Raw genomic sequence first — 26,152 nt, 5'->3', positions numbered from 1 at the left:
CAGGCTTAACAAATAACAACAGAGACAATGTGGAGCATTATGAAAGAGCAAAATCGCACAAATGGCATCGCTCCTTATGGGGGTGCCGCCGGAGGCTGGGGCGCATTGAAGGCGGTTGCCGATGCTATCCGCGGCCAGATGTCTGTGAAACAGGATGTGATCGCCCTGTTTAAAGTCAACCAGCCGCAGGGCTTTGACTGTCCGGGCTGCGCCTGGCCCGACCCGCAACATGCCTCATCCTTTGAGTTCTGCGAAAACGGCGCAAAAGCCGTCTCCTGGGAAGCCACCAGCAAACGCACTACACCGGAATTTTTTGCCGCTCATACCGTGACTGAACTGTGGGAACGCAGCGCACTGCATCTGGAGGGCGAAGGCCGCCTGACCCATCCGATGAAGTACGATGCCGCTACGGATACCTATCAGCCCATCGAATGGGAGACGGCGTTCCGGGAGATTGGAGAGCATCTGCGCAGCTACGACGATCCGGACAGCGTAGAGTTTTATACCTCGGGACGCGCCTCGAATGAAGCGGCGTTTCTGTGGCAACTTTTCGCACGCGAATATGGCACCAATAACTTCCCTGACTGCTCAAACATGTGCCATGAACCGACCAGTGTCGGGCTGCCGGAGTCAATTGGCGTCGGCAAAGGGACGGTAGAGCTGGAAGATTTTGATCACTGCGACCTGGTGCTTTGTATCGGTCACAATCCAGGTACCAACCATCCGCGCATGCTGGGCACGCTACGGGAAGTGTCGAAACGCGGTGCCACTATTGTGGCGATCAACCCGCTGCGTGAACGTGGCCTGGAGCGCTTTACTTCGCCGCAGAGCCCGATTGAGATGCTGTCAATGAGCTCCACTGAGCTGGCATCGACCTACTACAAGGTCAGGGTGGGCGGTGACGCAGCGATGTTGAAAGGGGTGATGAAGATCCTGCTCACTATGCACGAGGAGGCGCTGAGCAAAGGCGAACCCGGCGTCATTGATGAAGCATTTATTACTGAGCACACTGAAGGCTTTGACGCCCTGAAAGCCGACCTGGAAAGCACAGACTGGGAGCATATCCTGAAAGTCTCGGGCATGGCGCGTGAGGAAATCCAGCATATCGCCCGGCTGTACGCCAGCGCTGAACGTACCATCATCTGTTATGGCATGGGAATTACCCAGCACCAGTACGGCACTCAGAACGTGCAGCAAATCGCTAACCTGCTGCTGATGCGCGGCAATATCGGCAAGCCGGGTGCAGGTATTTGTCCGTTACGCGGTCACTCAAATGTGCAGGGCGATCGCACAGTGGGCATAACAGAGATCCCGCCGCAGTCGCTGCTGAATGGCATAGAGAGGGTGTTTGGTTTCCGCCCGCCGCAGAAGCATGGTCACGGCGCCATTGAGGCAATAAAGGCGATGCGCGACGGCAAAGCCAAAGCGTTGCTTTGTCTGGGCGGCAACCTGGCGGAAGCGATTTCCGATCCCCAGGTCACATTCCCGGCGATGCGCAATCTTGATCTGGTGGTGCATATGGCGACCAAACTGAACCGCTCGCACCTGTTACTGGGTAAACATAATTATTTGCTGCCGGTGCTGGGCCGAACAGAGACCGATGTTCAGGCAACCGGCGCGCAGAGCGTCACCGTGGAAGATTCGATGTCGATGGTGCATGCCTCACGCGGTTCGCTGGATCCCGCCTCACCCCATCTTAAGTCTGAACCGGCGCTGGTCGCCTCACTGGCGAAGGCAACGCTGCCGGACAGCGTGGTTGACTGGTCAGCCATGGCAGCCGATTACAGCCGCATCCGCGATGCCATTGAAGCGGTGTTCCCAGCGTTTGAAAACTTCAATGAGAGGATTAAGCATCCGGGTGGATTCCGGCTCTATAACGCCGCATCAGAGCGCGTCTGGCTGACGCCATCTGGCCGTGCGCAGTTTAAAGTAATGCAGGGCATCAATGAAGATCCCCGGTCACTGAAGTGCCATGATCTGGTGCTCACTACCCTGCGCAGTCACGATCAGTACAACACCACGCTTTACGGGCTGAATGACCGCTATCGTGGCGTGACAGGCCGCCGCGATGTGCTGTTTATCAATGCAGAAGAGGCGGAGAAGCGACAGTTACGGGTCGGTGACCGTGTCGATCTGATGGCGCTGGACCCGGATGGCAATCCCACTTCGCGCCAGATGAAAAACCTGACCATCGTGATTATTGATATGGCCCCAGGTTCGGTCGGCGCTTACTATCCGGAGGCCAATGTGATGGTTCCGCTTGACAGCCACGATACCAAAAGCGGCATTCCCGCCTATAAAAGCATTCCGATATCCATGACTCGTGTAACTGACGAGACCCGGACGACCTCAGGCGTTTTACGCTAGTCAGGCGGCTCAATACGTGAATGTTGCCAGCGTGGCCGGTGCTCCGGTCACGCTGTTTTCATTATTGCGCCCTGAAGTTTTATCGATCCTCTCTGCCTGCTTTACCGCCTGTAAAGCACCCGACGTGAAGCAAGCCTGACGGTAACATCATATACACTACAGTCCTGAAAACGGCTCTATAAACGATCGACTCTTTTTTGCCTGCGCAGATGTTCAGCGCCCTACCGGAAAAATGCCATGTTTCACCTGATTTTCAGCTTACCCAGCTGGTATGTAATTGCGCGCGTCATTATTCCTTTGTCCCTGCCACTTGTTGTAAAGATCCTGCTCTCCGCTCTGGTGCTGCTGGCGTCACAATATCTTCTGGTGAGCCGTTTTACCTCGGGCGGGATCTTCTCCGCTGAAATGCCCCGCATCATCATCATTCTGTTTAACTGGGCGTACAGCACCGTGCTGCTGCTGGCGCTGCTTCAGATGCTGATGGATGCGTTCATGCTGATTGCCCTGCTGTTGCGTCATCCGCTGGAGCTGGTTCCCGGTGTTCGCTATCTGGCCGTAGTGCTGGCGATGGGGCTGGCTGCCTTTGGCGTTCAGCAGGCGATACGGGTGCCGCCAGTCAAAGAGGTGACCCTTGCGCTGCCCAACCTGCCCGCTGAGTTCGATGGCTATCAGCTGCTGCAGCTGACCGACCTGCATATTACCCGGTTGTTTAATGCGGCCTGGACCGCCGCAATGGTTGAACGGGCAATGTCTCTCAAAGCCGATCTGATTGTGGTCACGGGCGATGTGATCGATGGCAGCCTGGCGCATCGACGACAGGACGTTGCGCCGCTGCGCGGGCTGGCAGCGCCTGACGGCGTATGGGCTATTACCGGCAACCACGAATATTTCTTCCATCAGGCAATCTGGACGGCGCATCTGGCCTCACTGGGTCTGCAACCTCTGCTCAACAGCCATACCGTGATCCAGCGCGGAACTGCAAAGCTGGTGATTGCCGGCCTGCCGGACGCCTCCGCACCCGGCAGAAACGCGGTCGGCCCGGATCTGGCCCACGCGCTGGAACAGGCACCTGAAAACGCGCCGGTAATCCTGCTGGATCACCAGCCACGCAATGCACGCCAGAACGCAGCGCAGGGCGTGGATGTGCAGCTCTCAGGACATACACATGGCGGCCTGATTATCGGGCTGGACAGGCTGTTTGCTAAACCTAACGCCGGGTTTGTTTCCGGGCTTTATCAGGTCGGCGGAATGCAGCTCTATGTGAATAACGGCACGGCACTCTGGCCAGGCATGGCGGTGAGGCTGGGTCGTCCCTCAGAACTCACCCGGATTACCCTTCGCCGCCAGCCGTAATCGTGTGAAGAAATAGCCTCAGGAAAGTGCGGTTTTCGCAGGTGTGCATAAGATTGAGTGAGACAAAGGAGATCACCATGACGATGTTATGTACCGCCTGCGGAACGGCTTATCCCGCTCATTCCACTCATCAGCACTGTAAAATCTGTGATGATGAACGCCAGTACGTTCCAGCCGCCGGTCAGCGCTGGCTCGCGTTTGATGAACTGCGCGCCAGCCACGCCAATAAGTGGACGGCTCACAGCGATGCGCTGTTAAGTCTTAAAACCGTGCCTGAGTTTGCCATCAATCAGCGCGCTTTTCTGCTGCGCACGCCGCATGGCAACGTACTGTGGGACTGCATTGCCAATCTTGATGATGCTACCTACACGCTGATCGCGGCGCTGGGCGGCATTGATGCTATCGCGATTTCACATCCGCACTACTACACCACCATGCAGGAGTGGGCTGAAGCGTTTAATGCGCCCATTCATCTGCACGCCCGCGATCGCCAATGGATTGTGCGGAAGAGTCCGCATATCCAGTTATGGCAGGGCGAGTCGCTGACGCTGATGCCCTCTGTGACGCTGTTACGGCTGGGCGGCCATTTTCCCGGCGGCAGCGTGCTGCACTGGGACGAAGGAGAAGGGGTGATTCTGGCGGGTGATATTATCCAGGTCACGCCGGGTGCGCATGGCGTGTCGTTTATGTGGAGCTACCCGAATATGCTGCCGCTGTCAGCCGCTACGGTAGGCGACATACTGCATAGGCTCTCCGGCGTGACATTCGGGCAACTGTATGGCGCGTTTGAAGGGCAGGATATCCATCAGCAGGCAAAAGAGAAGGTGATGCGGTCGGGAGAGAAGTATCTGGCCTGTCTGCAGGATCATCAGGCGTAGCGCGGAATAAACGCTGAGAAGAGAACAGCCGCCCACAGGCGGCTGTTTAACACCATTATGCGGTCTGGAACACCGCAACCATCGTACGTAACTGCCCTGCGCGCGCGGCGAGTTCATCAGCTGAGGAGGCCGACTCTTCTACCAGCACGGCGTTCTGCTGCGTCACCTGATCCATCTGGTTCACCGCAATATTGACCTGCGAGATGCCACTGCTCTGCTCTTCGGATGAAGAAGTGATGTCGCGCATCAGCTGAGAGGTCTGTTCAATGGCGCTGACGCTCTGTTTCACCTTATCGCCAGCGTTCTGCGCCATGGCGATCCCTTCCTGCGCGTGGCCGACCGACTGCTCAATCAGACCTTTGATCTCTTTAGCTGCACTGGCTGAACGTTGTGCCAGTGCCCGCACTTCCGATGCAACAACCGCAAAACCTTTACCCTGCTCACCGGCGCGTGCTGCTTCCACGGCCGCATTCAGTGCCAGAATGTTGGTCTGGAAGGCGATACTGTCGATCACCGAGGTAATCTCTTCAATTTTACCTGAGCTGCCACGAATTTTGTGCATGGTCTCCATCACCGAATCCATCGCTGCACCACTGGAGAGTGCAGCCTGCGTGGCAGATTCTGCACGGGCAGAGGCAAAGCGCGTGTTATCCGCGTTCTGCTGAATGATTGCCGCCAGCTGCTCCATGCTGGCAGCCGTTTCAGCCAGTGAAGCCGCCTGTTGCTCGGTGCGCGACGACAGATCGCCATTGCCACGGGCAATCTCTTCTGAGGAGTTGGCGATGGTAGCCGCGTTACCTTTGATATCCGACACCAGCTGAGCAAGACGCTGCTGCATCCGCATCAGTGCATTCAGCAGCTCAGCCATCTCATTGCTGCCGGAAACGTTCAGCTGTGCCGTCAGATCGCCCGCCGCGACGCGGCTGGCAACTTCGACCGCTTCTTTAACCGGACGGGTCACTGAACGGGTAATCATGACGGCCAGCAGAATGGCCAGCAGCGCGACAGCAAACAGACCTGCCAGTAACAGATACTGTCCCTGACGACGCTCATCAATTTGCGATAGCAGTAATCCCTGCAGTCGATCGCTGCTCTGATTACCCAGCATGCCGTAGCGGTTAATCGCCTCAGTTAAGACCCGCACGTATTCAACCGGCGTAATGCTGACCTGTCCGGTTACGATAGCGCCTTCAGCCAGTTGCAATGCACTCAGGGCCTGCTGTTTCGCATTCTGCGCCAGATCACCAAAGGTCGCTTTAAGATCAGGTTCGATCATAAACACCTTTTCCATATTGCTGCTGAATTGCGACAGTGCCGTTTTGCCATTATCAAGCTGAAAAGCCAGACGACTACGCTCGGCATCAGATACTTTACCGCTGGCAATCAGCGAGGCACCATTGCCGCGAATCTGTCCCAGCGTTTCAGTGAGCAGCGGCAGGCGACTAAAGATACTGACAATAAGCTGGTAGGTATTTAAATCGGCATCCAGTGAAAGTTGATAAAAATCCAGCACATCCTGATTGGTGTCCAGCAGCACCTGAATCAGATGAGTATGATTCGTCAGGCTGCTCGCCAGCGTCAGTCGGCCGCCATTGAGGTCCTCCTGTAACTGACGCCACTCCTGATTAACCTGCTCAAGGCGCTTTAATGGCTGCGCCTGCTCATCGCTTTGGCGCAAATCGGCAGCAATGCTCTCAGACAGACTATTAATCTGGGTCACTAATGCCATACGCGGCGGGTTATCTGGTTTATTCTGGCCAATTGCGATTGCGCTTTCAGCCCGATGACGCTGTAGCAGGTTAAGTAACTGAAGAACTTTTTTCTCAACCGGAATCCCGGTGAGCTCAACTTTCTTTGTATCGATAAGCTGGTTGCCCGTCTGAATAAACAGAAAGGTGGGTAAAATAAACAGCACCAGCGCAAAGGATCCGAGTAACAGGAATTTCGCTGGCAAATTAATCCGGTCGAGTATTTTTTTCATTCTTTTCCGCTCTGATGTGTGAGACGTGCAGGTGTGTAGCGCACGAAATAGCTTTCGTAATATTATTTTTACCGTTTCTTTGACATAGCCAGAGATGCCTCATGCAGCACAATGTCGCTATGAAGAAAGGAGTTTCGTAAAAAAATCAGAAGTACATATAACACGGAAGGGAGTATAGATTGCGCTGCGTTATTTTACAGTGAATAAAATGACAATATTTACTTCAATATTCACCTAAGCCAAACTTGAAAAATACCCTTAAAAATCATAAAATTGAAATAAAAACACCTGGCAAAAATCATTAAGCCACAAGCCTGACTTCAGCGTTATTGTTTTGAAGATAAAGAAATTCAAGTTGCGTCATGAATAGCCGATAACTGACACCCTGCCTGTATCTGACTCATTATCACCAGACTGTCAAAACAAATATCTACGCCCGGCCAATTTCAATTTAAACCTTATAACCCTAAAGAGTTATTTGCGATTTTAAAATGAAATCGATTTCATATTATATTTATTTCAGGAAAAGCCGCTTTATTTATTTTGATTTAAGATAAAAAAAAGCCCCCACATTGTGGAGGCCCTTAAGTTACTGCTCAACTATTAAAAACTTTCCCAGTTCGCCTTAGTCAGGTCGATGGTCTGGTGCTCAGGCTGCTTTGTGTGTAATACCGGACGCCGTACTGCAGCGGTCTGCTGCGACTGTACTGCACGGTGGTTGCTTTCCAGCTTAAAGGTCGCCACCAGCCCCGACAGCGTTTCTGCCTGCTCCTGCAGCGACTTAGAGGCGGATGAGGCCTCTTCCACCAGCGAGGCGTTCTGTTGCGTCACTTCATCCATCTGGCCAATGGCCTGATGAACCTGTTCAATGCCTTTACTCTGCTCAGAGGTAGCCGCCGCAATCTCATTGACCAGATCGGCCACCTGCTGAATCGCCTGACGGACATTTTCACTGTTAGATCCAACGCCGCTGGCCTGCTCTAAACCGTGCTCGACCTGTGAAACCGATGTTGAGATAAGATCCTTAATTTCACGGGCGGCAGAAGAGGAGCGCTGCGCCAGATTGCGCACTTCAGAGGCAACAACGGCGAAGCCGCGACCATGCTCGCCTGCACGCGCTGCCTCGACTGCCGCATTCAGCGCCAGAATATTGGTCTGAAACGCGATGCCTTCAATCAGTCCGGTAATTTCAGAGATTTTGGCAGAGCTGGCGCGGATTTCATCCATGGTGCTGAGCATCTGCTTCACCGCCGTCCCATTCTGGATTGACATGTGATTCGCGTTATTTGCCAGGCTGCTGGCCTGTTGCGCACCTTCTGAGTTCTGTCGCACCGTTTCGCTCAGTGTCGCCATGCTGGCTGAGGTTTGCTCCAGAGAAGCCGCCTGTTCTTCCGTGCGTGCAGAGAGATCTTCGTTGCCCGCCGCTATCTGCGTTGATCCGGTACTCACCGATTGCGCGGCGTGACTGACGGAAAGCAACGTGCCGGAGACGCGTGCCAGCAGCTGATTAAATGCCATCGCCGTTTTGCCGATCTCATCCTTACTGCGGACCTCCGCGGTATGAGTCAGGTCGAGGGTATGACTCACCTGCGTCATGGTATTGACCATGCCTGAGAGGCTCTTTTTGATGCCGAGAATCACCTTAGTGGAGAAACCGGCCAGTATCAGAATAAGCAGCAGCGATCCGCCAGACATCGCCCACAGGGTCTGGCTATAAACGCGCTTGTTCTCCGCCCTGAGCTGTTCGCCAATATCGATATTCAGCTGAATCTGACGAGTGAAATCCGCTTCCATCTTACGGGATGCGGCACCAATACCGCCCTCACTCTGCAATAACGGCAGCGTGACCGCATCATTATGGGCGCGTGACGCGGCAAGAAATGCCGGCAATGCGCTGCGGACCGCATCCAGATTTTTATAGGCCTGTTCCGTCATCGCTTTGTCTTCATCGTTCGAGATGTCGTTAGCCATGTAGTAATCATTGAGCGACTTAATCTGCGTAAGCAGATTCTCAATGCGCTCTTCCGCAGCAGGGAATTTTGCCGCATCGCTGGTGCTGTGGTGGCGATAAAGCGCAATACCCAACTGATTGGTCACGCTGATCGATTTATTGAGATCGCGAATGCTGGGTATTGCGTTCATCTGTACATATTCAAAGCGGGATTGAAAGCCCGAAATTACTGATAAAGAGATAATCACCAGCGCAATCAGTGACATTGCAAGCAGTGAGAAAATCAATACCAGACGTTGTGTAATAGTCATACTTGCCCCCGGCAAAAAAAGAATAATCTGGACATAATTTAAAGTTGGATCGTTCTTATCGGCTCTTGTCTGCAGGGCTTTAATTAAGCATGGCGAATATATTTTTTTATTTTTCCTTGCGAATGGTACAGAGTGAACTAGCCAGAACACTACTCTGCCATTTATTCATTTTTATTTTGACACACCTTTTTACATCTCATCATCTGAGATAAATTTGCCACATCTCCTGTCAGAAGATTTCCACTGCCGGATGGTCACAATGAAGCGGAAGCAGCCATTCATTTGGATCTGATAATTAGCCCGCTAATTCAACAGCGATGCTGACGATAATTGTTAAGGAGAAGGCGATTTAAATTCGTGGGATACCGTCGCAGACGCAGCAAAGGCAGGGCTTGTAAAGCTGAAGAGCTGAAGGGGTGAAAAACCAGCATGACAGTATGGCATCAGATTTTCTGATAAGAGGATGACTGGCTACCTGTCAGATAACAGGCGACGGTGGGAGATTTTAGCCTTTTGTGTCAGGGCCAGATTAAATCAGTGAAATCGCTGGCGGAATGCTGAATCTGGTCTATGCTCACTGGCCCGACCAGGCTTTAGTCTGTTGGGTAGCAATAACGCTTAAAATAAAAAAAGGTAGTCGTCATGGATTTAGCCACATTTGAAACCAGAACCGGTCTTTGGCCACACATGCAGTTTACGGATGTTGAATATGAAGTGTGCAGCGCAGGTGTAGAGATCTATGCCATTGATGTCAGTCGTCAGACCAAGAGCAAGCTATTTATCTGTCGTGTCACCAACGAGCAGCAGGCAGCGTCGCTAACGGCACAGTTCAAAGAGTGGTTGCCGAAGTTAAAGCTTAAAAAACGCAAAGTCGCATTGAATCTGGCGCGCATGGCGTGCGAGAAGAGCTACCCCGCGAATCCTAAATTCCAGGATCGGTCTGACATGCGTCGGAACACATCCAGGCTCTGATGCCTGCTTCAGCCTGAACCTGTTACAGCGGGCAGGCTGAAACGCTTTATTATCCTGTCTGCGCTGCGGCACGTTTTAATCACGCGCCGCAGGCACCTGGAACAGCCGACATTCCCCGGGCTCAATTGAGATATCACTGAAAGTCGTGATATGCATCTCTATCCACGTATTCGCGGCCCGAAGCGTGTGAGGTGAGTTGCGTTGTTCCAGTTCAGCCACAAAATCCCGGGTACTCACTGTGCACTGACCGGTATCATCCCGCCTCATCGCCTCTCTGAATGCTGACCAGACCTCATCATCCTGTGACATCTCTACCCCACACCGGCTCTCAACCGACAAAATACTGTATGCATGAACAGTACAATTATTCTTTTAAACGGTCAAGCCTGCTCTGTGTACCACTCTCAGATCGCTAAGCAATGGCTTAATTGTGGCCATTTATAGCAGAAGCAGCAGCCGAAACAGGACTTTAATCCTAATCTTAGAAATCGTTTTCATATCTGATTAAACTATTGATTTAAATAGCCATTAAATATTGTTAGTTTATTAATTGTTTGATATCTAATTAAAAAAAGAGTTAACCGTAGCGGCATAAACATCGTTTTTGCCCTATCTTTGAATGGCTCTGTAATGAAATCCACTTCTTTTACAGAGCGATCTGACTCCTACCCTTGCCCCCTTTTACAGGGGGCACTTTTTTCAGATAAGGCAGATATCAACATCTGATTGTCTCTGCAGACCGACAACGTTCATGCGTTGCTGACTACTGTGCTGATGACGTTAAGGGAGTGTCTGGAAAAGTGGTTGATTTGTAACCTGATAATTCATTGGTTGTGCTGACATCGCCTGAAGCCTGAAACAGTGGATTGAATCTCAAAACAATTTTCCGAAATAGCAAATAAACGGATTTTTACCCGCTTAAAAGCCTCGCCAGAATGACGTGGTAAGGAGAATAAAAAGTGCGTAATAATCTGGCAATATCAGATTGACCAGCGCCTCACCAGGGAAGCTGTAACGTTATAATAATGCGCTATATCTGCTGTTCGCCCCCGATTTTATGGGGGTTTTTCTTTTCCCTTCATTTCTATGCCCGGTTATTGCCGCACTGCGATCTGATGTCCTGATTGTCGAATCCTTTAGTACTACCTGAATCTACGATTAAATTAATGCTGCAAATATAACGGCATAATGGTCGTAGTTGTGCCCTTAACCAGCAATATTTCTGTGATATGTTTAATCAGTAACTTTCTGCCACGTGAGTCTGATTATGCTCTCCACCCTTATTTACCGTAGCCAGCTTGCGGGTTCTGTCTCGCCAGAGAGATTGAAAGCGCTGGTGGAGCGCGCCAGTATCAAAAATGCTGAGGCTGAAGTCACCGGGATACTGCTCTATGACGGACAGCACTTTTTTCAGGTGCTGGAGGGTAGCGTCGACAACGTTCACACGGTTTTCCAGCGTATCAGTCAGGATGAGCGGCATTTTAACCTGATTGAGCTGATGCGGGATTACGCCCCTGCGCGTCGCTTCGGTCATGCCGGTATGGCCTTATTTGATTTACGTGATTATCAGAAACACACCGTAGTGGATGCCCTGCTTAAGCGGGTTACCCTGAGTGATGAACGGATCAGAGATGACCGGGTGGTGAAGTTCCTGCGTTCTTTCGTCGAGGGGCGGGATAAAGAGACGTTTATCAAAATTGATCCTGCCAGTCAGTGGACGCTGACAACACCCGTCACCTCCGAATCTCAGCCAGCCTGGCAACCGGCACCGGGTCAGCGTTGTGAATTTGCGCTACAGCCTATTGTGGATACAGCGAATCGCCGGATTGTCTCTTGTGAAGCCTTGATACGTGGCCAGCACGGCGCATCGCCCGCTGATTACTTTTCGCAATTGCCAGAAAGCGAGCGCTATCAGGGCGATCTGCACTCTAAAACCTACGCTTTCCAGCTGGCCAGGCATCTGGGGTTGCGCGAGCAAACGCTCTCCGTCAATCTGCTGCCCATGTCGCTGGTGGTAATCGATGATGCTGTTGAACATCTTATCCAGCAGATCAGGCAGCAGGGATTGCGACCAGAGCAGGTGGTGGTTGAGGTGACCGAAGATGAGATCATCTCGCGCTTCGACGCATTCCAATTTGCTGTCCAGCAGCTGAAAGCGGCCGGGATCAGCCTGGCGCTCGACGATTTTGGCGCCGGTTTCGCCGGCCTGTCGCTGTTAGCCGATTTCCAACCCGACAAAGTTAAAATCGATCGCAAGCTGATCACCGATATCCACCGCAGTGGACCGCGTCAGGCGATAGTGATGGCCATCATTAAATGCTGTCAGGCGCTGGAAATTACGGTTATTGCGGAAGGGGTTGAAAAAATTGAAGAGTGGCTCTGGCTGGAAGGTGCCGGGGTACGCTATTACCAGGGCTTTCTGTTTGCCCGTCCAGCCCTCAATGCCCTGCCTGCAGTAAGCTGGCCAGCACGACGCCCGGAATAGACCCCGCCGTGATAATCCCCTTTCCTTCCCTTTTGCCCATAATTTGATGCGGCTCACACCGCTTCGCTGCAAAAGGCAAAAGCTGTGCCATGCTTGATTCATCTGACAGCCTTCAGGCAACACAGATATTCATCAGGTCACTGGATAACAACCGGAAATGGGAGAGTCACCATGAACGAAGATCGCATTGGCGGTAACTGGAAGCAGTTTAAAGGTAAAGTTAAGGAAAAATGGGGTGATCTTACGGATGACGATATGACCGTTGTAGAAGGGAAGCGCGATCAGCTGGTCGGTAAAATTCAGGAACGCTACGGCTACGAGAAAGATCGTGCCGAAAAAGAAGTGAAAGAGTGGGAAGATTCCAACAAGTACCACTGGTAATGCGTTCTTAATCGCCGGGCGTCTCTGCGTCCGGCACCTGCTCTGTAGCCCTGTTTAATCCCCCCTCACCCACTGCCATCTCTGCACCCGATACACCGGCAGATTATGGAAATGATTGTTTCTTTATTTATTCCTGACGCGCATACTGCGTCATCTTCCCTGTTCATGGGATCTCAATGCCTTCCGGATATCAATTATGCCTCAGCACTCTACCGACACCGTATGTGGTCTCGTCGGTGTTCTTCCTGAAACTCTGCGCCGCTGGCGCCGTGCCGGGCTGATAACGCCGCCTGGCCCTGCTGGTTACTCAGATAATCAGCTTACGCGTGCGCTCTGTGTGCGTGAAATGACCTCTGGGGGCCATACGCTCTTTGATATCCATACTGCATTTAACTGGCCCAGCGTTGCGCTGCCTGGCGGCTGGGCCTGCCGGGAAGAGGATATGTTGCATCTGCTGGCGCATAATACGGACGCAGATGTTGATCGCGAACTACAGATGATGAATACCGACTATTGTGGTGATGATTATGTTAATCGCTACCTGCGGCCGCTCAACCTCTGGCTGCGCACTGACCTCAGCGAAGGTGCGGCGCGGCGCCAGCAGCGCTTTCATTCAGCGGTAGTCAGTCAGTGGGAGCGCCTGGCGCTGGCCTCACAACGACGCAGCACCGTACCGCTGTTTCTTGAAGCAGTCAGCGTCACAGATGAAACCGAGATCTGGATGGAAGCGATACGGCTTAACGGACAGGGCTTTCGGGTTGAAGTTGCAGCAGATGCGTCAGGTATCCCCGCCGTGGCGCAACGCCGCTTTGAGCATCATCTGATGTGGTGTGGTGATGGTATCAGTGCATCGATGAAGGCTGCATTTCACTCCAGTCTTGAGGCGGGTGAACCGATCATGCTGACCGGAACGAATACCGGCTTACCGTCGCAAATCAGCCTTATGGCAGCCAGCGCCTGAACTCTTTTGACTTTCTTACCTGCCAGTGAATAAAAAGGCGGAAACAGCCTGTGCCGTTTCCGCCCTGTTCATGTTACTGATGTTCAAGAGTACGCTGACCGCCGATCGCAATCGGGATACGGCGCGGTTTCTCGCTCTCCGGTATTTCCTGGATCAGATCAATGCTAAGCAGACCCTCCGCCAGGCTGGCTCCGGTGACCTTCATGTGCTCTGGAATGGAAAAGCTCAGCTGGAAATCGTGTCGGGAAATGCCGCGGTGGATCCAGCTGGTGTTCTCTTCCCGGGCCTCGCCAGACGCTTCCTGTGACGGTTTCTCTCTGTGACCGGCCACTGAAAGCCGTCCGCCTCGTAACTCGATCTCCAGTTCATGCTCTTTCCAGCCAGGTACACTGACGGTCAACGCATAGCGATTATCCTCTACCCGTTGCAGATCGTAAGCGGGAACCGACGTTACCGGGCTGTCGCCAGTAAGCTGACTGAACAATTTATCGATGCGGTTAAAGCGGTCTGAAAAGACTGAATCAGACAGCGAAGGGAACACTGAAAATTGTTGTACTGACATGGTGATAATCTCCTGAACAGGTTCATCCAAAAGTTCATCTGATCGGTATCATATTTCCGATCATCTCTATAAATAGGGATCAGTAGTCAGTTTTCAAGTTGGTAAATATAATTTTTTTACCGTTATCAGACAGCCGGTTACCACAGAAATAAATTTCAGGGTATTAACGCAGCCGTTACTTTTTGCTCTGAGGTGCAAGAGCAAAATGGGGATGACAGCCAGCCAGTAATAACAGCAACTCATATTCTCCCTGACTTAATAGTGTCGGGTTACCTGCGGCTTCTTTGGTTTGCCAGACGCGCAGGCTAAGGTCAAAACGCTCAGCAGCGCTCTGCTGTGAGAGCCCGGCGGCAAGACGAAGTTCACGCACATTACTCTGGACGACCACAGGCGGCCTGGGGGGACGATTCACCAAACAAAGACTCCTTCAACATGATTAAACCGCAAAGGCACAGCGCTTCGCCATCAATAAAAGCGAAGCAACCTGAGAGCGGCCATAACGAAAAGACCACAGAATAATTGACTATTTTAAATAAATGTCAAATTTCAGGTTTAAAAATCATGCATGCTTTTTTATAAGCGAAGCGGCATATTTCGCCCTGACGGAGACTTTTCTATTTCCATAGAGTGCTTTATTCCTCCTGCCAGGAATTATCCTGTTATTTGCCTTAAGGGCCATTCAGGGATTAATCCGCTACCTCAAGCGCCCTTTCTTCATCAGGATAGAGGTATAGCCTGAGGGTCATGTTCAGGCAGCATCATTGAAAAAGAGGAGGATAATGAATGAAAAATCCTATCCAGCGTCGCTCGCCCGACGATCTGTCGCAGGTGGAAATTCGTGAACAGTGGCAAATCACCTACTGGACCCAGGAACTGAGGACAACACAGGAAAGGCTGACACGCGCGATCCGCGAGCGAGGGCCGCGGACCGAACAGGTTCGTGACTGGCTGGAGCAAAACCCGCCGCCACGTCGTCCGACACAATTCACACACGGCATGAAAGGTTAAATTGATTACTTTCTGAAGCGACGCGTTACTGGCAGTCTTGCGGTGGATTGACCTATAGCAGTCAGGAGTACACTGACAGGTCATATCTGCCGGTCTTCATCTTTACAGGCTTTTACCTGTATTTTTAATAGGTTATCTTCCTGATCAACCAGCGGATAGCGATCCGTCTCTGGCTGCAGACCTGTTTAATTGTAAAACTGACTTAGAAATAACATTAACCACCCTGAATGCTTATTCATCTCCTGATGGAACATAAACATTAACAACCGTAAAAACCCTCTCCTGGCTATATAAAATGTACAAATGTAAATAATCAGGCGCATCTTCGATTAAATTTTCGAATCGTAACAACCCCTTTAATGCGTTAAAGAAAATATTAAGAGACACCCGCTGCATAGTCCCTTATTATCCAGTTGAAAATAAAAAATCACGCCATATTTCCTGCCGCCCGAATCACATTTCGCTCCGGACAGTTTTCTTTTTTCGCTCCGTAATCAGCCGGTGCGGGGGTTCTACACACATGTTAAACAATTTAAACGGCGACAATGAGCGCCGCAGCCGCGCCTTACAGGCGTTGCGCGACCCTGATGAAAGCCGCGATGAAGTTCTCCGGAAGTTTGTCCGGTTAGCCAGTCAGGCCCTGGGTATCCCGGGCAGCTTTATATCGGTGCTGGATGACGAGTTCCAGACCGTTCGGGCATCACACAATTTTGAACTGCAACGCTCAACGCGTGCGGATTCACTTTGTCGCCACGTGGTTGATAGCGACAGTGCGGTGATCGTCCCTGATACTTATTACGATGCGCGTTTTGTCACGCATCCCCTGATCACTGGCTCACCCTTTATCCGCTTTTATGTCGGTGTGCCACTGAAAACACGCGATGGCATTATTCTGGGCACACTATGTGTGACCGACACCGAGCCGCATGCGTTTCCCAGTGACCAGGTGACGACCTTAACGCTGCTCTCTACGCTGGTAATGTCCTTTCTTGAAGCCTGGCACTCGGCGGGTTTTACCGATCCGGTGACCGGGCTGCCTAACCGTCAGCGCCTGATACGTGATTTGCAATATCTTGCCGTTGCCGGCGATACCACGCCACGCCGTCTGGTTCTGATTGATTGCATCGATATGTCGCGCGCTTATGAACTGGCCCGCACCATGGGAATGAGCCCGGTTGAGAGCCTGCTGAAAGATATGGCCACTCTGCTGCCGCTACGCCTGCGTCCGGCGGTTGGGGAGATGATCTATACGGTGGCCACCGGCCGCTTTGCTATCCTGACCCGAGCGGATAGCCGACTCAGTGCCGCGTGGGTAGCCGGTCGTCTGGAAGGTATCAGTGCGGACATGGATGAAGGTCTGTCAGTCGCGCTGACTCCCCATACCGGTGAGGCTGACTTTGTCGCTGGCAGCATGCCAGCATCTGAAATATTAGGCCGTGCGGTCAGTGCGCTGCATGAAGCGGTCGGCCGCGGCCTGCCCTCTCAGCGCTTTGACGCTGAGGCTGAAACGCAGCGTTCGGAAGATTTCCTGTTGATGACCGATCTTAAAACGGCATTACGCGAGAACACCGGGCTATATATGGTCTATCAGCCGAAAATTTGCCTGCAAAGTGGTAAACCTGTCGGTCTGGAAGCGCTTATCCGCTGGCAACATCCCAGCCGGGGCGAGCTTTCACCTGCCGCCTTTATCCCGCTGGCTGAGCAGACCGATCTGCTCTCTGTGCTGACAGCCTGGATTATCGATCGGGCGGTTGAGCGCCTTAGCCGGCTGAGGAATAACTGCATCCAGCTGCCGCTAACGATAAACGTCAGCGTACGTGACTTTGCGCGCGAGGGGTTCGCTTCAGCGCTGGAAAGTAAGATGGTCAAATCTAAGCTCCCGACCTCTCTGCTGGGAATTGAATGTCTGGAAACCGAACGTATCCTTGAAAGCCCGACCGCCCTGCGCGGGCTGGAGATGCTCAGAGCACGAGGATTCACTATTTCACTCGATGATTTCGGTTCCGGCTACAGCAATATCAGTTATCTGCGTCGCATGCCGCTTGATGTGATTAAACTGGATCGTTCCCTGATCAGTGAGCTTTCCTCTGACACGGCTTCACGCATCATTGCACGCAGCATCATCGCCATGCTTAAAGAGCTGGACTATACCGTGGTGGCAGAAGGGGTTGAGTGTCCGGATGCAGTAACATCCCTGACCGAGTATGGCTGCGATCAGGCTCAGGGCTATTTCTATTCGAAGCCGTTGAACGAAGAAGCATTGGATCACTGGCTGCACTGGAAGCTGCGTGGCGAGTGTCATTAATCTGGAGCTGGCGCAATCTGATATCAGATTGCATTTTCAGCTATCAGATCGAGCTCTGATATCCCCCATGGTAATAATTCAAAATATTTGATCAATATCAGCAAAAGTTAGCTATATCAGTCTGGCGAGATCGCGCCTATCATTTATTCCATCGAGGCAAAACGCCTCTCCCTGACTGAAATACGCTAAGGAATTGACCATGAAATCCATCAAAACTTTCGTTGCTGTTACTGCACTTTCTCTGATTTCATTCGGTAGTTTTGCCCAGACTATTACCGCTACTGCTTCTACCCTGGATGCTGCTGAAGCGAAAGTCGCCGCACAGGCCAAAGATGCAGGTGCATCCTATAAAATTACCGGCGCACGCGTTGATAATCGTGCTTATGTCTCTGCTGAACTGATCAAATAACATTTACCCCTTCAATACGATGAGGCTGCCATTACGGCGGCCTTTTTTATTATTCAGTAAGCATAAGTTAGTCTGCTCAGGTTCAGCGTCTCTGATCCCATTACGATTGTTGGAACCGTGCCCCGTAATTTGCCGTTTCGCTTACTGCCACCTGCCGTGGTGCAGTCTGTGCGACAGTGAATAAGGAGAGATGAAACATTTTTTGAACAATGCTAGCGTGTGCGCAACAATCTTATAAAACGGAGCTGCACATGCTGACTACCATAATATACCGCAGCCATATTTCAGATGACTTTCCCATCAGAACCCTGCCCGCGATGGTCGACAACGCCAGCAAAATAAATGCGGCTCACGACGTGACCGGCATCTTATTATTTAACGGTACCCATTTTTTTCAATTGCTTGAGGGTCCGGAAGCGGGCATTCAGGCAGTCTATCAGAGGATTTGTGCAGATCGACGGCACCACAATGTGGTGGAGCTGATGCGCGACTATGCGCCTTACCGCCGCTTTGGTAATGCGGGCATGGCACTCTTTGACCTGCGTGAACACGATCGCTCATCGCTCCTGCAGGCCGTGCTGGATAAAGGGACGTCAAAATATCGTCTGACCTATGATGATCGGGCACTGCAATTCCTGCGCACGTTTGTAGAGTCTCGTGAGAAAGAGAACTATTACGAGGTCCTCCCGCCGGGTTACTGGGAGTTTATTTCTGAGCACAATGATGTGCCGGACTCCCGTCCGGAGACAGAAGGCGTCAGCTTTCGCCCGGTGGTGGATCCCCTCGCTCGTCAGGTCACAGCGATTGAGGCGACCACTCTGCGACCTGCTCCCGCCGACGACACCTCAGGCGATCAGCTTTATGTTAACGATCTGGAAACCGTGAAAAAGACGTTTGCCCATGCTGGCCTGGTCTGCCCGGACGGTATGACACTGTACGTCAGCCTGCTGCCTATGACGCTGGTGGTGATACCCAATGCCGTCGATCATATTGTGGCCGCTATTCAGCAGGCGGGACTGGTTCCTGAGCAGGTTGTAGTTGGCGTAAGCGAAACCGCAGTGATCTCGCAGCTGGAAGCGTTCTCTGAAGCCGTACGCGCACTAAAAGCGGTCGGAATCAGTCTGTCGATCGACAATTTTGGTGACGGCTCCGCGGGATTGTCCTTGCTGACTCACATTCAGCCCGACCGCATTCGTATTGATGCCGGTATCACCCGCGATGTTCATCGCAGTGGGCCAAAGCAGGCGGTGGTTCAGGCGATTATTAAATGCTGTTCCGCGCTGGAAATTACCGTCATCGCGGCAGGGATCGTACAGGCAGAAGAGTGGATGTGGCTGGAGGCTGCAGGTGTGATCAACTTCCAGGGCACGCTGTTCGCAGCCGCAGGGCGTTATGAAGCACAATCCGTTGCCTGGCCGGAATACCGGGAGGCGATGTAACACTCTCTGTCCCAACGGTGATAAAGCGGTACGTCAGCGCGAGTCCGCTTTCTTCACCGATGTCCTGCAGAGCAGTATCAAAGCCGCATCGGCCCCGCTAAACACCTCCCCTCCCCCGCGCCCCCATCGGACCCGTTCTTGTGACAGGGATAACGGCAGCGCCTTCCTGATGGTTCCGGCCATGCCTCAATCTCTGTACTCATTCTGGCTTAGTTCTATTTGATAACCACTGTAGCGAGTAAAGTTACCTGTTTAACTCTTCCAGTAAGCAAATCAGTGGCGGATCCTTTTTAGGATCGAACTTCATCGCCTATCCACTGTAGCGAGTAAAGTAACGATATTCAGGGTTCGGAAACCACTGTAGCGAGTAAGCAGAGCAAGTAAATCGTCATCCGTCCTTCTAAATTGCAGCGCGAAGGCGCATTACCCTTTGTTTCAGGTACGCCAGGTACGGTTTCATTCAGTCATAACCACTATAGCGAGTAAAAAACCGATCTCCCTCTCAACAATGAATTTTGACCCTTGATTGCAGAATCCGCCCTGTGTGGGTCCTCGCAAAGGTGCTTTTATGAATGCAGCTAAGCTCTTTAACTGCAAAAATCTGAAGCACGGCACACCGTTTAACGGCTGTGGCGAGTAACCATTTTTAGGTGTGGGAATTTGGCAATTTAACAGGAAGTCTTTTACTGACAGTGCAATAAATGATAGTGAGTGCTTACTCTATTTAAGGTAACCACTATATCGAGCATAGGCCAGTGACAATAACAACCACTATAGCGAGTAAGCTCCTCATTTCTGCTCCCAATTAACAACCACTGTAGCGAGAATATCTCATTCATCAGCGCCAATATCTGATCATTAACTGAACGCTTTAGCGATAAAACAACCTGATAACCACTGTAGCGAGTAGTTTGCCCACCCTGGATGGACAAAAGGGAGATGAAAAAGCGCGGTAGCGGAGGAGATAACCACTATAGCGAGTAGAGTAATGACACAGATTCCCCTGCACAGCCTGCTTGAATACTTCATGACGGGCGTACTTTCTGTGCTGTGATCAGGTGAGTAACCACTATAGCGAGTGAACATTGGGTCTCATTCTGGCTATTACGCTTTTTGAGACCGCTCTTCCGGGAAAGACTAACCACTATAGAGAGTAAACACAGCACCGGGCTCAATTCAGGTCCTGCCGATGGAGAGTGATGAATAGCGCGATTAGCCCTGTTCAGACAGGCGTTACGTATGTTGCTGTCGTGCTGGTAACCACTAAAGTGAGTAACGTTACTCGCTACAGTGGTTATTGTCTTTCAGCCCGGCGTTCCCGATAAGAGATTGAAAGCGGAGTAGCATGCTAGCAGAAAGCGTGTCATTGCTTCTTCTGCTTCCTGATTTTGTTCAGTAGCTCTTTTTCTTCACGCGAGACCATCACCAGCTCACTGCTATCCTCTTCAATCACCGGTTCAGGCAGGCTGACGTCAATTACGTCGGAATCGATATCAAGATCGTCAAACTCATCCATCTCATCATCGATCAGGCCTGACTTACTGAGCGGCAGTTCGGCCGGGCGCAGCTTAGGATGACGATAATGAACCCAGAAGTAGACTGATGAGCCACGTCGGGTTTCGGTGTAGTCGAGATAGCCGATCTCTTTTAACTGCTCCATGGCCTTTCTGACGGTGGCATTCTGGGTAATCACACGCGATGTCAGGTTAAGTCTTGCGCGCAGACGCGCCATAGATATCGGCGCAGGCTTCGGCGGAAGGCTTTCAATGAAGGTGTAGAGCGCCTGAGCAGACTCTTTGCGTGCCAGCTCATTGATGGCTTTAAGCTGCAGCAGAACCTTTCTGTCGAACTGATACAGCTCAAAGATCTTGGGATCGGCCTGCAGCGTTACCGTGTCCTTCTTAATGCTGTATTTCGCAGACTGCACCAGGTGCGTCGTGTAGTTCTCTCCGCCCTTGCTGGTAAAAGTCAGGGTGTTAGAGGCAATACGCGTCAGCGAAGCATCCAGACGGCTCCTGAGCTTCGAGGAGAGACGCACTGAGGGTATGCCGCATAGTTTGGCAAATTCAACGAAAGAGAGCGTTACCGTGTCTCCCAGACACTCATGCGTAGCGAATGCACGAATGATCCCGACCCAGGTTTTGAAATCATTATCCATATCCAGGCGGGCACCCAGAATCTTAATGTTGTCATAGCCTTCTGACCTGACCAGGGATAACTGTTTAAGATCCTGGGTCACATCCATGGCGTTCATCTGGTTTTTCTGACTGCGCGCTGTGGATTTTAACGTCGGAACAAATAAACCGAGTCGCATCAATGCTACCGGCTGGACGGTGTTGTTACTGTTGGGGGTAAGAGTAACAACTTCACCTGTACGTTTATCTGTTTCGCTAAACGCATCAGCTATGTTCAGGATATCTGGTTCTTTTCTTGGCATTAGGAAGATCCGTGATGTGAACAGGCGAGAGCCGCTGTTACTCGATACAGTGGATACTATCACTCACTACAGCGGTTAATCTACTTACCATAGTGGTTATTTCTCTCGATATAGTGGTTGTTTTACTCGTTATAGTGGTTAGCGACCCGGCTTTAACGTAGTCATACCGTGGCCTGAGGCGGTGCTGGGATCTTTAAGGAACTTAATAAGGATCTTAAATGGATCTGTTATTGGATCTATTCAGTGGATAACCTGAGAAAACTAACTGAAAAAGAGTCGAGCCACCGCCCTCCCCCTTTACTGGATCTCACTCTTTCAGCGCAAGCACCCTGGAAGAAGCCGTCATCTACGCATAATCAGGGTTATGCACACCGATTCAGGCCAATTACTCGCTATAGTGGTTGTTGAGTTCTCGCCAGCGCGGTTGCTTTTCTCGCTATAGTGGTTGTTATACTCGTTATAGTGGTTATTCTTCTCGCTACAGTGGTTACTGACCCCCTTCCAGGCCTTGTGTCACAAGGCTTCAGACGCTGCAGGGATCTGTTAAGGATCTCAATTTGATCTATTGAGGATCGACCAATTGGATCTGGCCTGTGGATAACGGGGATAAAACACACAAAACAAAGAATTAGTTGAGAGTCCCGGTCAGAAGTGATTTTCACCTTCAGTTCTGAATGTGCGGTTTATCAGAAGCACGACTGAGAAGGTCTTTTACTGCTAAAACGATCTAACGCTGAGCATAGGTAAGACTGGAATGTTGCATACACCTATAACCATTAAATCTTTAAGGTTATAAGTTTAAATCAGGCCTCAGAAAATCGGTCAGTGAAAATACAGAAAACTCACCATGACATTAATCGCCTATCTCTTTGATAAATAATGAATTGTTTTTTATTTTCATGGTGAAAACACCATGCGATTTTTACTTAACGTAATATCTTTGTTTTGTCAGTACTCAGAATCTGTCAGACATACTAAAAAAGCACTTAAAATAACGTTCCCGGAAGAAATTAATAAGGCGCCAGTGAAGGAACAACAGGAAGAACAACTGTGTGAAAAAATGCGTTCGGCATAATAACTTAAACTAATAAATAGGCTTAGCATGAATGAAGTAATTTCAGGAATGTAAGAATGACATGAAGATGAAGAGATAGTATCCGGATCTGAATCAAGCACAGCAGAGCGTTAATTCTGACTGTCCGGCATAGCTACATTATGGTGACTTGCCCCAATTAATATTGCTCTAAGCCTTGCCGCATTAAGCCTGTTCTCTACTCCTACTCATGCTCTTAAATCGGTAGTCTTAACTCTTCCATGATTTTGATTCGTGACATCACATAATGATGAAGGGAATTAAATCCCTATCTTTTCTGGATTAAGCCTTGCAATAAAAACCCTATGCGGAAAAACGCCTGACATTATGTTGACAGGCAGCAACGCAGATTATGAACGCTACATAATGACAAGGCATAAAAGGTATAGATTTGGAAGCAGTGATCTTAATTTAGCAATGATAGCGGTAACGATTACTTGCGTACTTTACCGTTATGCCTACTCCTTCAGGTTCAAAAGCACTGTAATAGCTTCTGAGTAAAACTCTACGTCAGCAGTAAATGTTGAGTGAAAATGCATTAATCCTGGAAATTTTTCACCAGGGCATTTCACAAGTAATTAAATGATTTATAATAACTTTTATTGAATTTTCATGCTGAAAACACCATTGAAAACACGAAAACAATTTAACGAGCAACCTGCAGACTGGCAGATGATTTATCAGAATCGGAATGCACCGCTCCGAATCATTAGTCCTTAAAATATTAGTTTAATGTCGCCATTTTAAGTTATCTGTCTCAACCAGCCTGTAAGACAAAAAAGCAGAGCGATTCACTTTCCAGTGATTCACAAAAGTAATGCTGCTTGCATCTCACCATCGCGGAGAAAAAATCCAGGTTTTTGGCATTTTTCTAAAAAATTGGCAGATATGTGCTTTTTGTGTAGTATGCAAAAAACATTAACGCAGAGGGGCTTATGAAGCGTGATTATGGTGGAGTGCTGGAAATGGCCACACGTGCCAATTCCATGTTACATGGACTGAGTAACCATATTGAGCAGCAGCGTCAGGAATTTAACCAGACCGGTTTTTACCAGACCTTCTCCCGGAATGCTGTCGCCAACATGCCATTGCTGAGTAAGCATGCTGTTGTCGCCGCAATTGGTGATATGGAAGCAGCAGGTTATCAGTTTGGAAAAAAACAGACCGGCAGCACCTCACAATATGCCCTGACTATCCAGAATGTGGTCGACATATATCAGCATCGTAAAGTTCCGAAATATCGTGATCGGCACGATGGCCCCTTTGTCGTATTCGTTGTCAGCCTTAAAGGTGGTGTCTCAAAAACAGTGAGCACAGTCACGCTGGCCCACGGTATGCGTGCACATCCTTCTATGTTACATAATGACCTGCGTATTCTGGTTATCGACCTGGATCCACAGGCATCAAGCACGATGTTCCTGAGCCATACCAACAGTGTCGGTTCAGTTCTGGAGACGGCAGCGCAGGCGATGCTGAACGATCTGGATGCAGACCAGCTTCGTAAGCAATTCATTAAACCTACTGTCATGCCCGGCGTTGATGTGATCCCAGCTTCTATCGACGATGGTTTTGTTGCAAGCGACTGGGAAGAGCTGGTTGCTGAGCATCTGCCAGGCGTTGCGCCTTCGGAAGTATTACGGCGCAACGTGATTGATCGTCTGGCGGGTGACTACGATTTTATCTTCCTTGATACCGGACCTCACCTTGATTCATTCATGCTGAATGCAATTGCGGCCAGTGATGTATTGCTGACGCCGACACCTCCGGCACAGGTCGATTTCCACTCCACCATGAAGTATCTGACGCGTCTGCCGGAAATGCTGGAGCGTATTGAGTCCGAAGGCATTGAGCCACGGCTTAAAGCCAATATCGGCTTTATGTCCAAAATGACCTCTAAACACGATCATCTGACTTCGCAAAGCTATGCCCGGGAAGTGTTTACCAAATCGATGCTGGACTGCAGCCTGCCGCGGCTGGATGGATTTGAGCGCTGCGGTGAATCCTTTGATACGGTGATCAGTGCCAATCCCTCCTCTTATCCGGGCAGTGCGGACGCTCTGCGCAAAGCTAAATATGAAGCCGAGCAGTTCTCAAGGGCTGTGTTTGACCGCATTGAATATATCAGGAGTACCCTGTGAGCAAACCTATACAGCGCATCGGGCGCAAGTTTGGTGATTCTGCTATCGCAAACATGATCGACAGCAGCAGCCAGTCGCGCACATTTACGCTGAAGTCGGGCGCGAAGGCCACCTTTGTGCGCCAGCTAATCCTGCATGATGATATTGAAACCAGAACCAGCGTTGACCCAAAAATCAACGGACGTGACCAGAGCACGCTGACGCCGGAATCGCTTCAGGAGATCACCCGTACTATTACGCTGCAGCAATTTTTTCCGGCTATTGGTCGTGTCAACGGTGACCGGATTGAAATCATGGATGGTTCGCGCCGCCGCGCCGCATGCATTCTTTCCGGTGCCAGTCTGGAAGTACTGGTCACCGCTGATGAACTGAGCCTTAGTGATGCGCGTCAGCTGGCTGCGGACATTCAGACAGCAAAAGAGCATAACCTGCGTGAATTAGGCCTGCGCTTTATGCTGATGAACGAAAATGGCATGAGCAAAACAGAGATTGCTAAAGCAGAAGGCATCTCAAACGCAAAGGTCTCACGTGCGTTCCAGGCCGCAGCCGTACCCGCTGAATTTATTGAACTCTTTCCGGTCGTATCAGAGCTGACACTTCAGGATTACCAGCTACTGCTCGATGTCTGGGAAGAGGCGAAAGCGGAAGCGGTTGATGTCACCGCGCTGGTCAGCGATATTAAGCAAACGCTTAAAGCTGATGATTCCCTGCTAAGCGCCAATGCGGATGAGAAGAAGAGCGCGATTCTTAACGGCTTTAAAAGCGCCCGTCGTCAGTTAAAAAAACCTGCACCCGTCAGCAAGACGGTGACGGAAAAGCTGGCTACCTTTACCACAGCTAATACCTATGCGCGTCGTAAAACTAATGATGAGAAGCGGACTGTGCAGTATGAATTCAGCCGTCTGCCAAAAGAGATTGCTGAACAGATCGACGCGTCAATCAGACAGATACTCTCCACATTAAAATAATCCTCTTTACGTTTTTGATACCAGAACCGGCCTCTGTGCCGGTTTTTTAATTCTTTCCTCCACCGGCCTCCCGACAGTGCAATCCGCATCTTATCTCTTCGCCTGATAACGACTTCTGTTAATTACGCATCATTTCCGCAGGGTAATGCTTGA

The 26,152-nt window shown here is 50.7% G+C and carries 19 protein-coding genes; 13 read left to right on the top strand and 6 right to left on the bottom strand.

Features of this window, described 5'->3' with window-relative positions:
- Window positions 1-39: 39 nt before the first annotated feature.
- The 3 genes from NR195_RS17295 (at window position 40) to NR195_RS17285 (ending at window position 4,598) form a co-directional block, all read left to right on the top strand.
- A complete protein-coding gene (locus NR195_RS17295) occupies window positions 40-2,367 on the top strand; it encodes an FdhF/YdeP family oxidoreductase (protein WP_256844759.1) in 2,328 nt (775 codons plus the stop codon).
- A gap of 237 nt (window positions 2,368-2,604) precedes the next feature.
- Window positions 2,605-3,720 carry a metallophosphoesterase gene (locus tag NR195_RS17290; protein ID WP_154210793.1) on the top strand — a complete coding sequence of 372 codons (1,116 nt, stop codon included), beginning with the start codon at window positions 2,605-2,607 and terminating at the stop codon, window positions 3,718-3,720.
- 77 nt (window positions 3,721-3,797) lie between these two features.
- Complete coding sequence (locus NR195_RS17285; protein ID WP_256844758.1) at window positions 3,798-4,598, top strand: MBL fold metallo-hydrolase; 801 nt, start codon at window positions 3,798-3,800, stop codon at window positions 4,596-4,598.
- A 55-nt stretch (window positions 4,599-4,653) separates the two neighbouring features.
- On the opposite strand, the gene NR195_RS17280 is transcribed toward NR195_RS17285, so the two are convergent.
- Both NR195_RS17280 and NR195_RS17275 read right to left on the bottom strand, forming a co-directional pair.
- Window positions 4,654-6,579, bottom strand: coding sequence for a methyl-accepting chemotaxis protein (locus NR195_RS17280; protein ID WP_256844757.1), 1,926 nt, complete (start codon window positions 6,577-6,579; stop codon window positions 4,654-4,656).
- A 603-nt stretch (window positions 6,580-7,182) separates the two neighbouring features.
- Complete coding sequence (locus NR195_RS17275; RefSeq protein ID WP_191924821.1) at window positions 7,183-8,841, bottom strand: methyl-accepting chemotaxis protein; 1,659 nt, start codon at window positions 8,839-8,841, stop codon at window positions 7,183-7,185.
- 642 nt (window positions 8,842-9,483) lie between these two features.
- On the opposite strand from NR195_RS17275, the gene NR195_RS17270 reads away from it, so the two are divergent.
- A complete protein-coding gene (locus NR195_RS17270; protein ID WP_031593089.1) occupies window positions 9,484-9,813 on the top strand; it encodes a hypothetical protein in 330 nt (109 codons plus the stop codon).
- A gap of 75 nt (window positions 9,814-9,888) precedes the next feature.
- Here NR195_RS17270 and NR195_RS17265 read toward each other — a convergent pair whose 3' ends face one another.
- The gene (locus tag NR195_RS17265; protein WP_060678836.1) at window positions 9,889-10,122 is read right to left on the bottom strand and encodes a hypothetical protein; all 234 of its coding nucleotides are present in this window, start codon (window positions 10,120-10,122) and stop codon (window positions 9,889-9,891) included.
- Between the two features lie 958 nt (window positions 10,123-11,080).
- On the opposite strand from NR195_RS17265, the gene NR195_RS17260 reads away from it, so the two are divergent.
- The 3 genes from NR195_RS17260 (at window position 11,081) to NR195_RS17250 (ending at window position 13,640) form a co-directional block, all read left to right on the top strand.
- A complete protein-coding gene (locus NR195_RS17260; RefSeq protein WP_010256973.1) occupies window positions 11,081-12,298 on the top strand; it encodes a diguanylate phosphodiesterase in 1,218 nt (405 codons plus the stop codon).
- A 171-nt stretch (window positions 12,299-12,469) separates the two neighbouring features.
- A complete protein-coding gene (locus NR195_RS17255; RefSeq protein ID WP_010256969.1) occupies window positions 12,470-12,679 on the top strand; it encodes a CsbD family protein in 210 nt (69 codons plus the stop codon).
- Between the two features lie 196 nt (window positions 12,680-12,875).
- A complete protein-coding gene (locus tag NR195_RS17250) occupies window positions 12,876-13,640 on the top strand; it encodes a MerR family transcriptional regulator (protein ID WP_010256962.1) in 765 nt (254 codons plus the stop codon).
- Window positions 13,641-13,713: 73 nt separating this feature from the next.
- Here NR195_RS17250 and NR195_RS17245 read toward each other — a convergent pair whose 3' ends face one another.
- Both NR195_RS17245 and NR195_RS17240 read right to left on the bottom strand, forming a co-directional pair.
- Complete coding sequence (locus tag NR195_RS17245; protein ID WP_010256958.1) at window positions 13,714-14,202, bottom strand: Hsp20 family protein; 489 nt, start codon at window positions 14,200-14,202, stop codon at window positions 13,714-13,716.
- A 175-nt stretch (window positions 14,203-14,377) separates the two neighbouring features.
- Window positions 14,378-14,617 (bottom strand): hypothetical protein, encoded by a 240-nt coding sequence (locus tag NR195_RS17240; protein ID WP_022624236.1) that lies wholly within the window; start codon window positions 14,615-14,617, stop codon window positions 14,378-14,380.
- A 368-nt stretch (window positions 14,618-14,985) separates the two neighbouring features.
- On the opposite strand from NR195_RS17240, the gene NR195_RS17235 reads away from it, so the two are divergent.
- The 4 genes from NR195_RS17235 to NR195_RS17220 all read left to right on the top strand — a co-directional run bounded on the left by NR195_RS17235 (window position 14,986) and on the right by NR195_RS17220 (window position 19,363).
- Window positions 14,986-15,210: a DUF3606 domain-containing protein gene (locus NR195_RS17235; RefSeq protein WP_010256955.1), complete on the top strand. Its 225-nt coding sequence runs from the start codon at window positions 14,986-14,988 to the stop codon at window positions 15,208-15,210.
- 520 nt (window positions 15,211-15,730) lie between these two features.
- Complete coding sequence (locus NR195_RS17230) at window positions 15,731-17,515, top strand: GGDEF and EAL domain-containing protein (protein ID WP_010256951.1); 1,785 nt, start codon at window positions 15,731-15,733, stop codon at window positions 17,513-17,515.
- 199 nt (window positions 17,516-17,714) lie between these two features.
- Window positions 17,715-17,924, top strand: a complete 210-nt coding sequence (locus tag NR195_RS17225; protein WP_010256949.1) for a YdgH/BhsA/McbA-like domain containing protein — start codon at window positions 17,715-17,717, stop codon at window positions 17,922-17,924.
- A 251-nt stretch (window positions 17,925-18,175) separates the two neighbouring features.
- The gene (locus NR195_RS17220) at window positions 18,176-19,363 is read left to right on the top strand and encodes a diguanylate phosphodiesterase (RefSeq protein ID WP_187505994.1); all 1,188 of its coding nucleotides are present in this window, start codon (window positions 18,176-18,178) and stop codon (window positions 19,361-19,363) included.
- Between the two features lie 1,363 nt (window positions 19,364-20,726).
- On the opposite strand, the gene NR195_RS17215 is transcribed toward NR195_RS17220, so the two are convergent.
- Window positions 20,727-21,800 carry a RepB family plasmid replication initiator protein gene (locus NR195_RS17215; RefSeq protein ID WP_010256943.1) on the bottom strand — a complete coding sequence of 358 codons (1,074 nt, stop codon included), beginning with the start codon at window positions 21,798-21,800 and terminating at the stop codon, window positions 20,727-20,729.
- 2,028 nt (window positions 21,801-23,828) lie between these two features.
- On the opposite strand from NR195_RS17215, the gene NR195_RS17210 reads away from it, so the two are divergent.
- Together NR195_RS17210 and NR195_RS17205 are read left to right on the top strand one after the other, a co-directional pair.
- Window positions 23,829-25,031, top strand: coding sequence for an AAA family ATPase (locus NR195_RS17210; RefSeq protein WP_010256940.1), 1,203 nt, complete (start codon window positions 23,829-23,831; stop codon window positions 25,029-25,031).
- Window positions 25,028-25,999, top strand: coding sequence for a ParB family protein (locus NR195_RS17205; protein WP_010671957.1), 972 nt, complete (start codon window positions 25,028-25,030; stop codon window positions 25,997-25,999). Before NR195_RS17210 ends, NR195_RS17205 begins: the two co-directional genes overlap by 4 nt.
- The last annotated feature ends 153 nt before the right edge of the window (window positions 26,000-26,152 follow it).

The sequence above is a fragment of the Pantoea sp. Ft-CA_14 genome (genome assembly GCF_024520875.1).
In the GTDB taxonomy this organism is placed as follows: domain Bacteria; phylum Pseudomonadota; class Gammaproteobacteria; order Enterobacterales; family Enterobacteriaceae; genus Pantoea; species Pantoea agglomerans.
The sequence above is the reverse complement of the archived record's forward strand: the minus strand, read 5'-3'. Positions and strand labels throughout refer to the sequence as shown.

What these genes read in the sequence shown, in the direction of transcription:
- NR195_RS17260 (WP_010256973.1), top strand. Translation starts at nt 11,081, where the DNA reads ATGCTCTCCACCCTTATTTACCGTAGCCAGCTTGCGGGTTCTGTCTCG.
- NR195_RS17245 (WP_010256958.1), bottom strand. Translation starts at nt 14,202, where the DNA reads ATGTCAGTACAACAATTTTCAGTGTTCCCTTCGCTGTCTGATTCAGTC.
- NR195_RS17215 (WP_010256943.1), bottom strand. Translation starts at nt 21,800, where the DNA reads ATGCCAAGAAAAGAACCAGATATCCTGAACATAGCTGATGCGTTTAGC.
- NR195_RS17285 (WP_256844758.1), top strand. Translation starts at nt 3,798, where the DNA reads ATGACGATGTTATGTACCGCCTGCGGAACGGCTTATCCCGCTCATTCC.
- NR195_RS17220 (WP_187505994.1), top strand. Translation starts at nt 18,176, where the DNA reads ATGCTGACTACCATAATATACCGCAGCCATATTTCAGATGACTTTCCC.
- NR195_RS17280 (WP_256844757.1), bottom strand. Translation starts at nt 6,579, where the DNA reads ATGAAAAAAATACTCGACCGGATTAATTTGCCAGCGAAATTCCTGTTA.
- NR195_RS17230 (WP_010256951.1), top strand. Translation starts at nt 15,731, where the DNA reads ATGTTAAACAATTTAAACGGCGACAATGAGCGCCGCAGCCGCGCCTTA.
- NR195_RS17290 (WP_154210793.1), top strand. Translation starts at nt 2,605, where the DNA reads ATGTTTCACCTGATTTTCAGCTTACCCAGCTGGTATGTAATTGCGCGC.
- NR195_RS17275 (WP_191924821.1), bottom strand. Translation starts at nt 8,841, where the DNA reads ATGACTATTACACAACGTCTGGTATTGATTTTCTCACTGCTTGCAATG.
- NR195_RS17225 (WP_010256949.1), top strand. Translation starts at nt 17,715, where the DNA reads ATGAAATCCATCAAAACTTTCGTTGCTGTTACTGCACTTTCTCTGATT.
- NR195_RS17295 (WP_256844759.1), top strand. Translation starts at nt 40, where the DNA reads ATGAAAGAGCAAAATCGCACAAATGGCATCGCTCCTTATGGGGGTGCC.
- NR195_RS17210 (WP_010256940.1), top strand. Translation starts at nt 23,829, where the DNA reads ATGAAGCGTGATTATGGTGGAGTGCTGGAAATGGCCACACGTGCCAAT.
- NR195_RS17235 (WP_010256955.1), top strand. Translation starts at nt 14,986, where the DNA reads ATGAAAAATCCTATCCAGCGTCGCTCGCCCGACGATCTGTCGCAGGTG.
- NR195_RS17250 (WP_010256962.1), top strand. Translation starts at nt 12,876, where the DNA reads ATGCCTCAGCACTCTACCGACACCGTATGTGGTCTCGTCGGTGTTCTT.
- NR195_RS17255 (WP_010256969.1), top strand. Translation starts at nt 12,470, where the DNA reads ATGAACGAAGATCGCATTGGCGGTAACTGGAAGCAGTTTAAAGGTAAA.
- NR195_RS17265 (WP_060678836.1), bottom strand. Translation starts at nt 10,122, where the DNA reads ATGTCACAGGATGATGAGGTCTGGTCAGCATTCAGAGAGGCGATGAGG.
- NR195_RS17270 (WP_031593089.1), top strand. Translation starts at nt 9,484, where the DNA reads ATGGATTTAGCCACATTTGAAACCAGAACCGGTCTTTGGCCACACATG.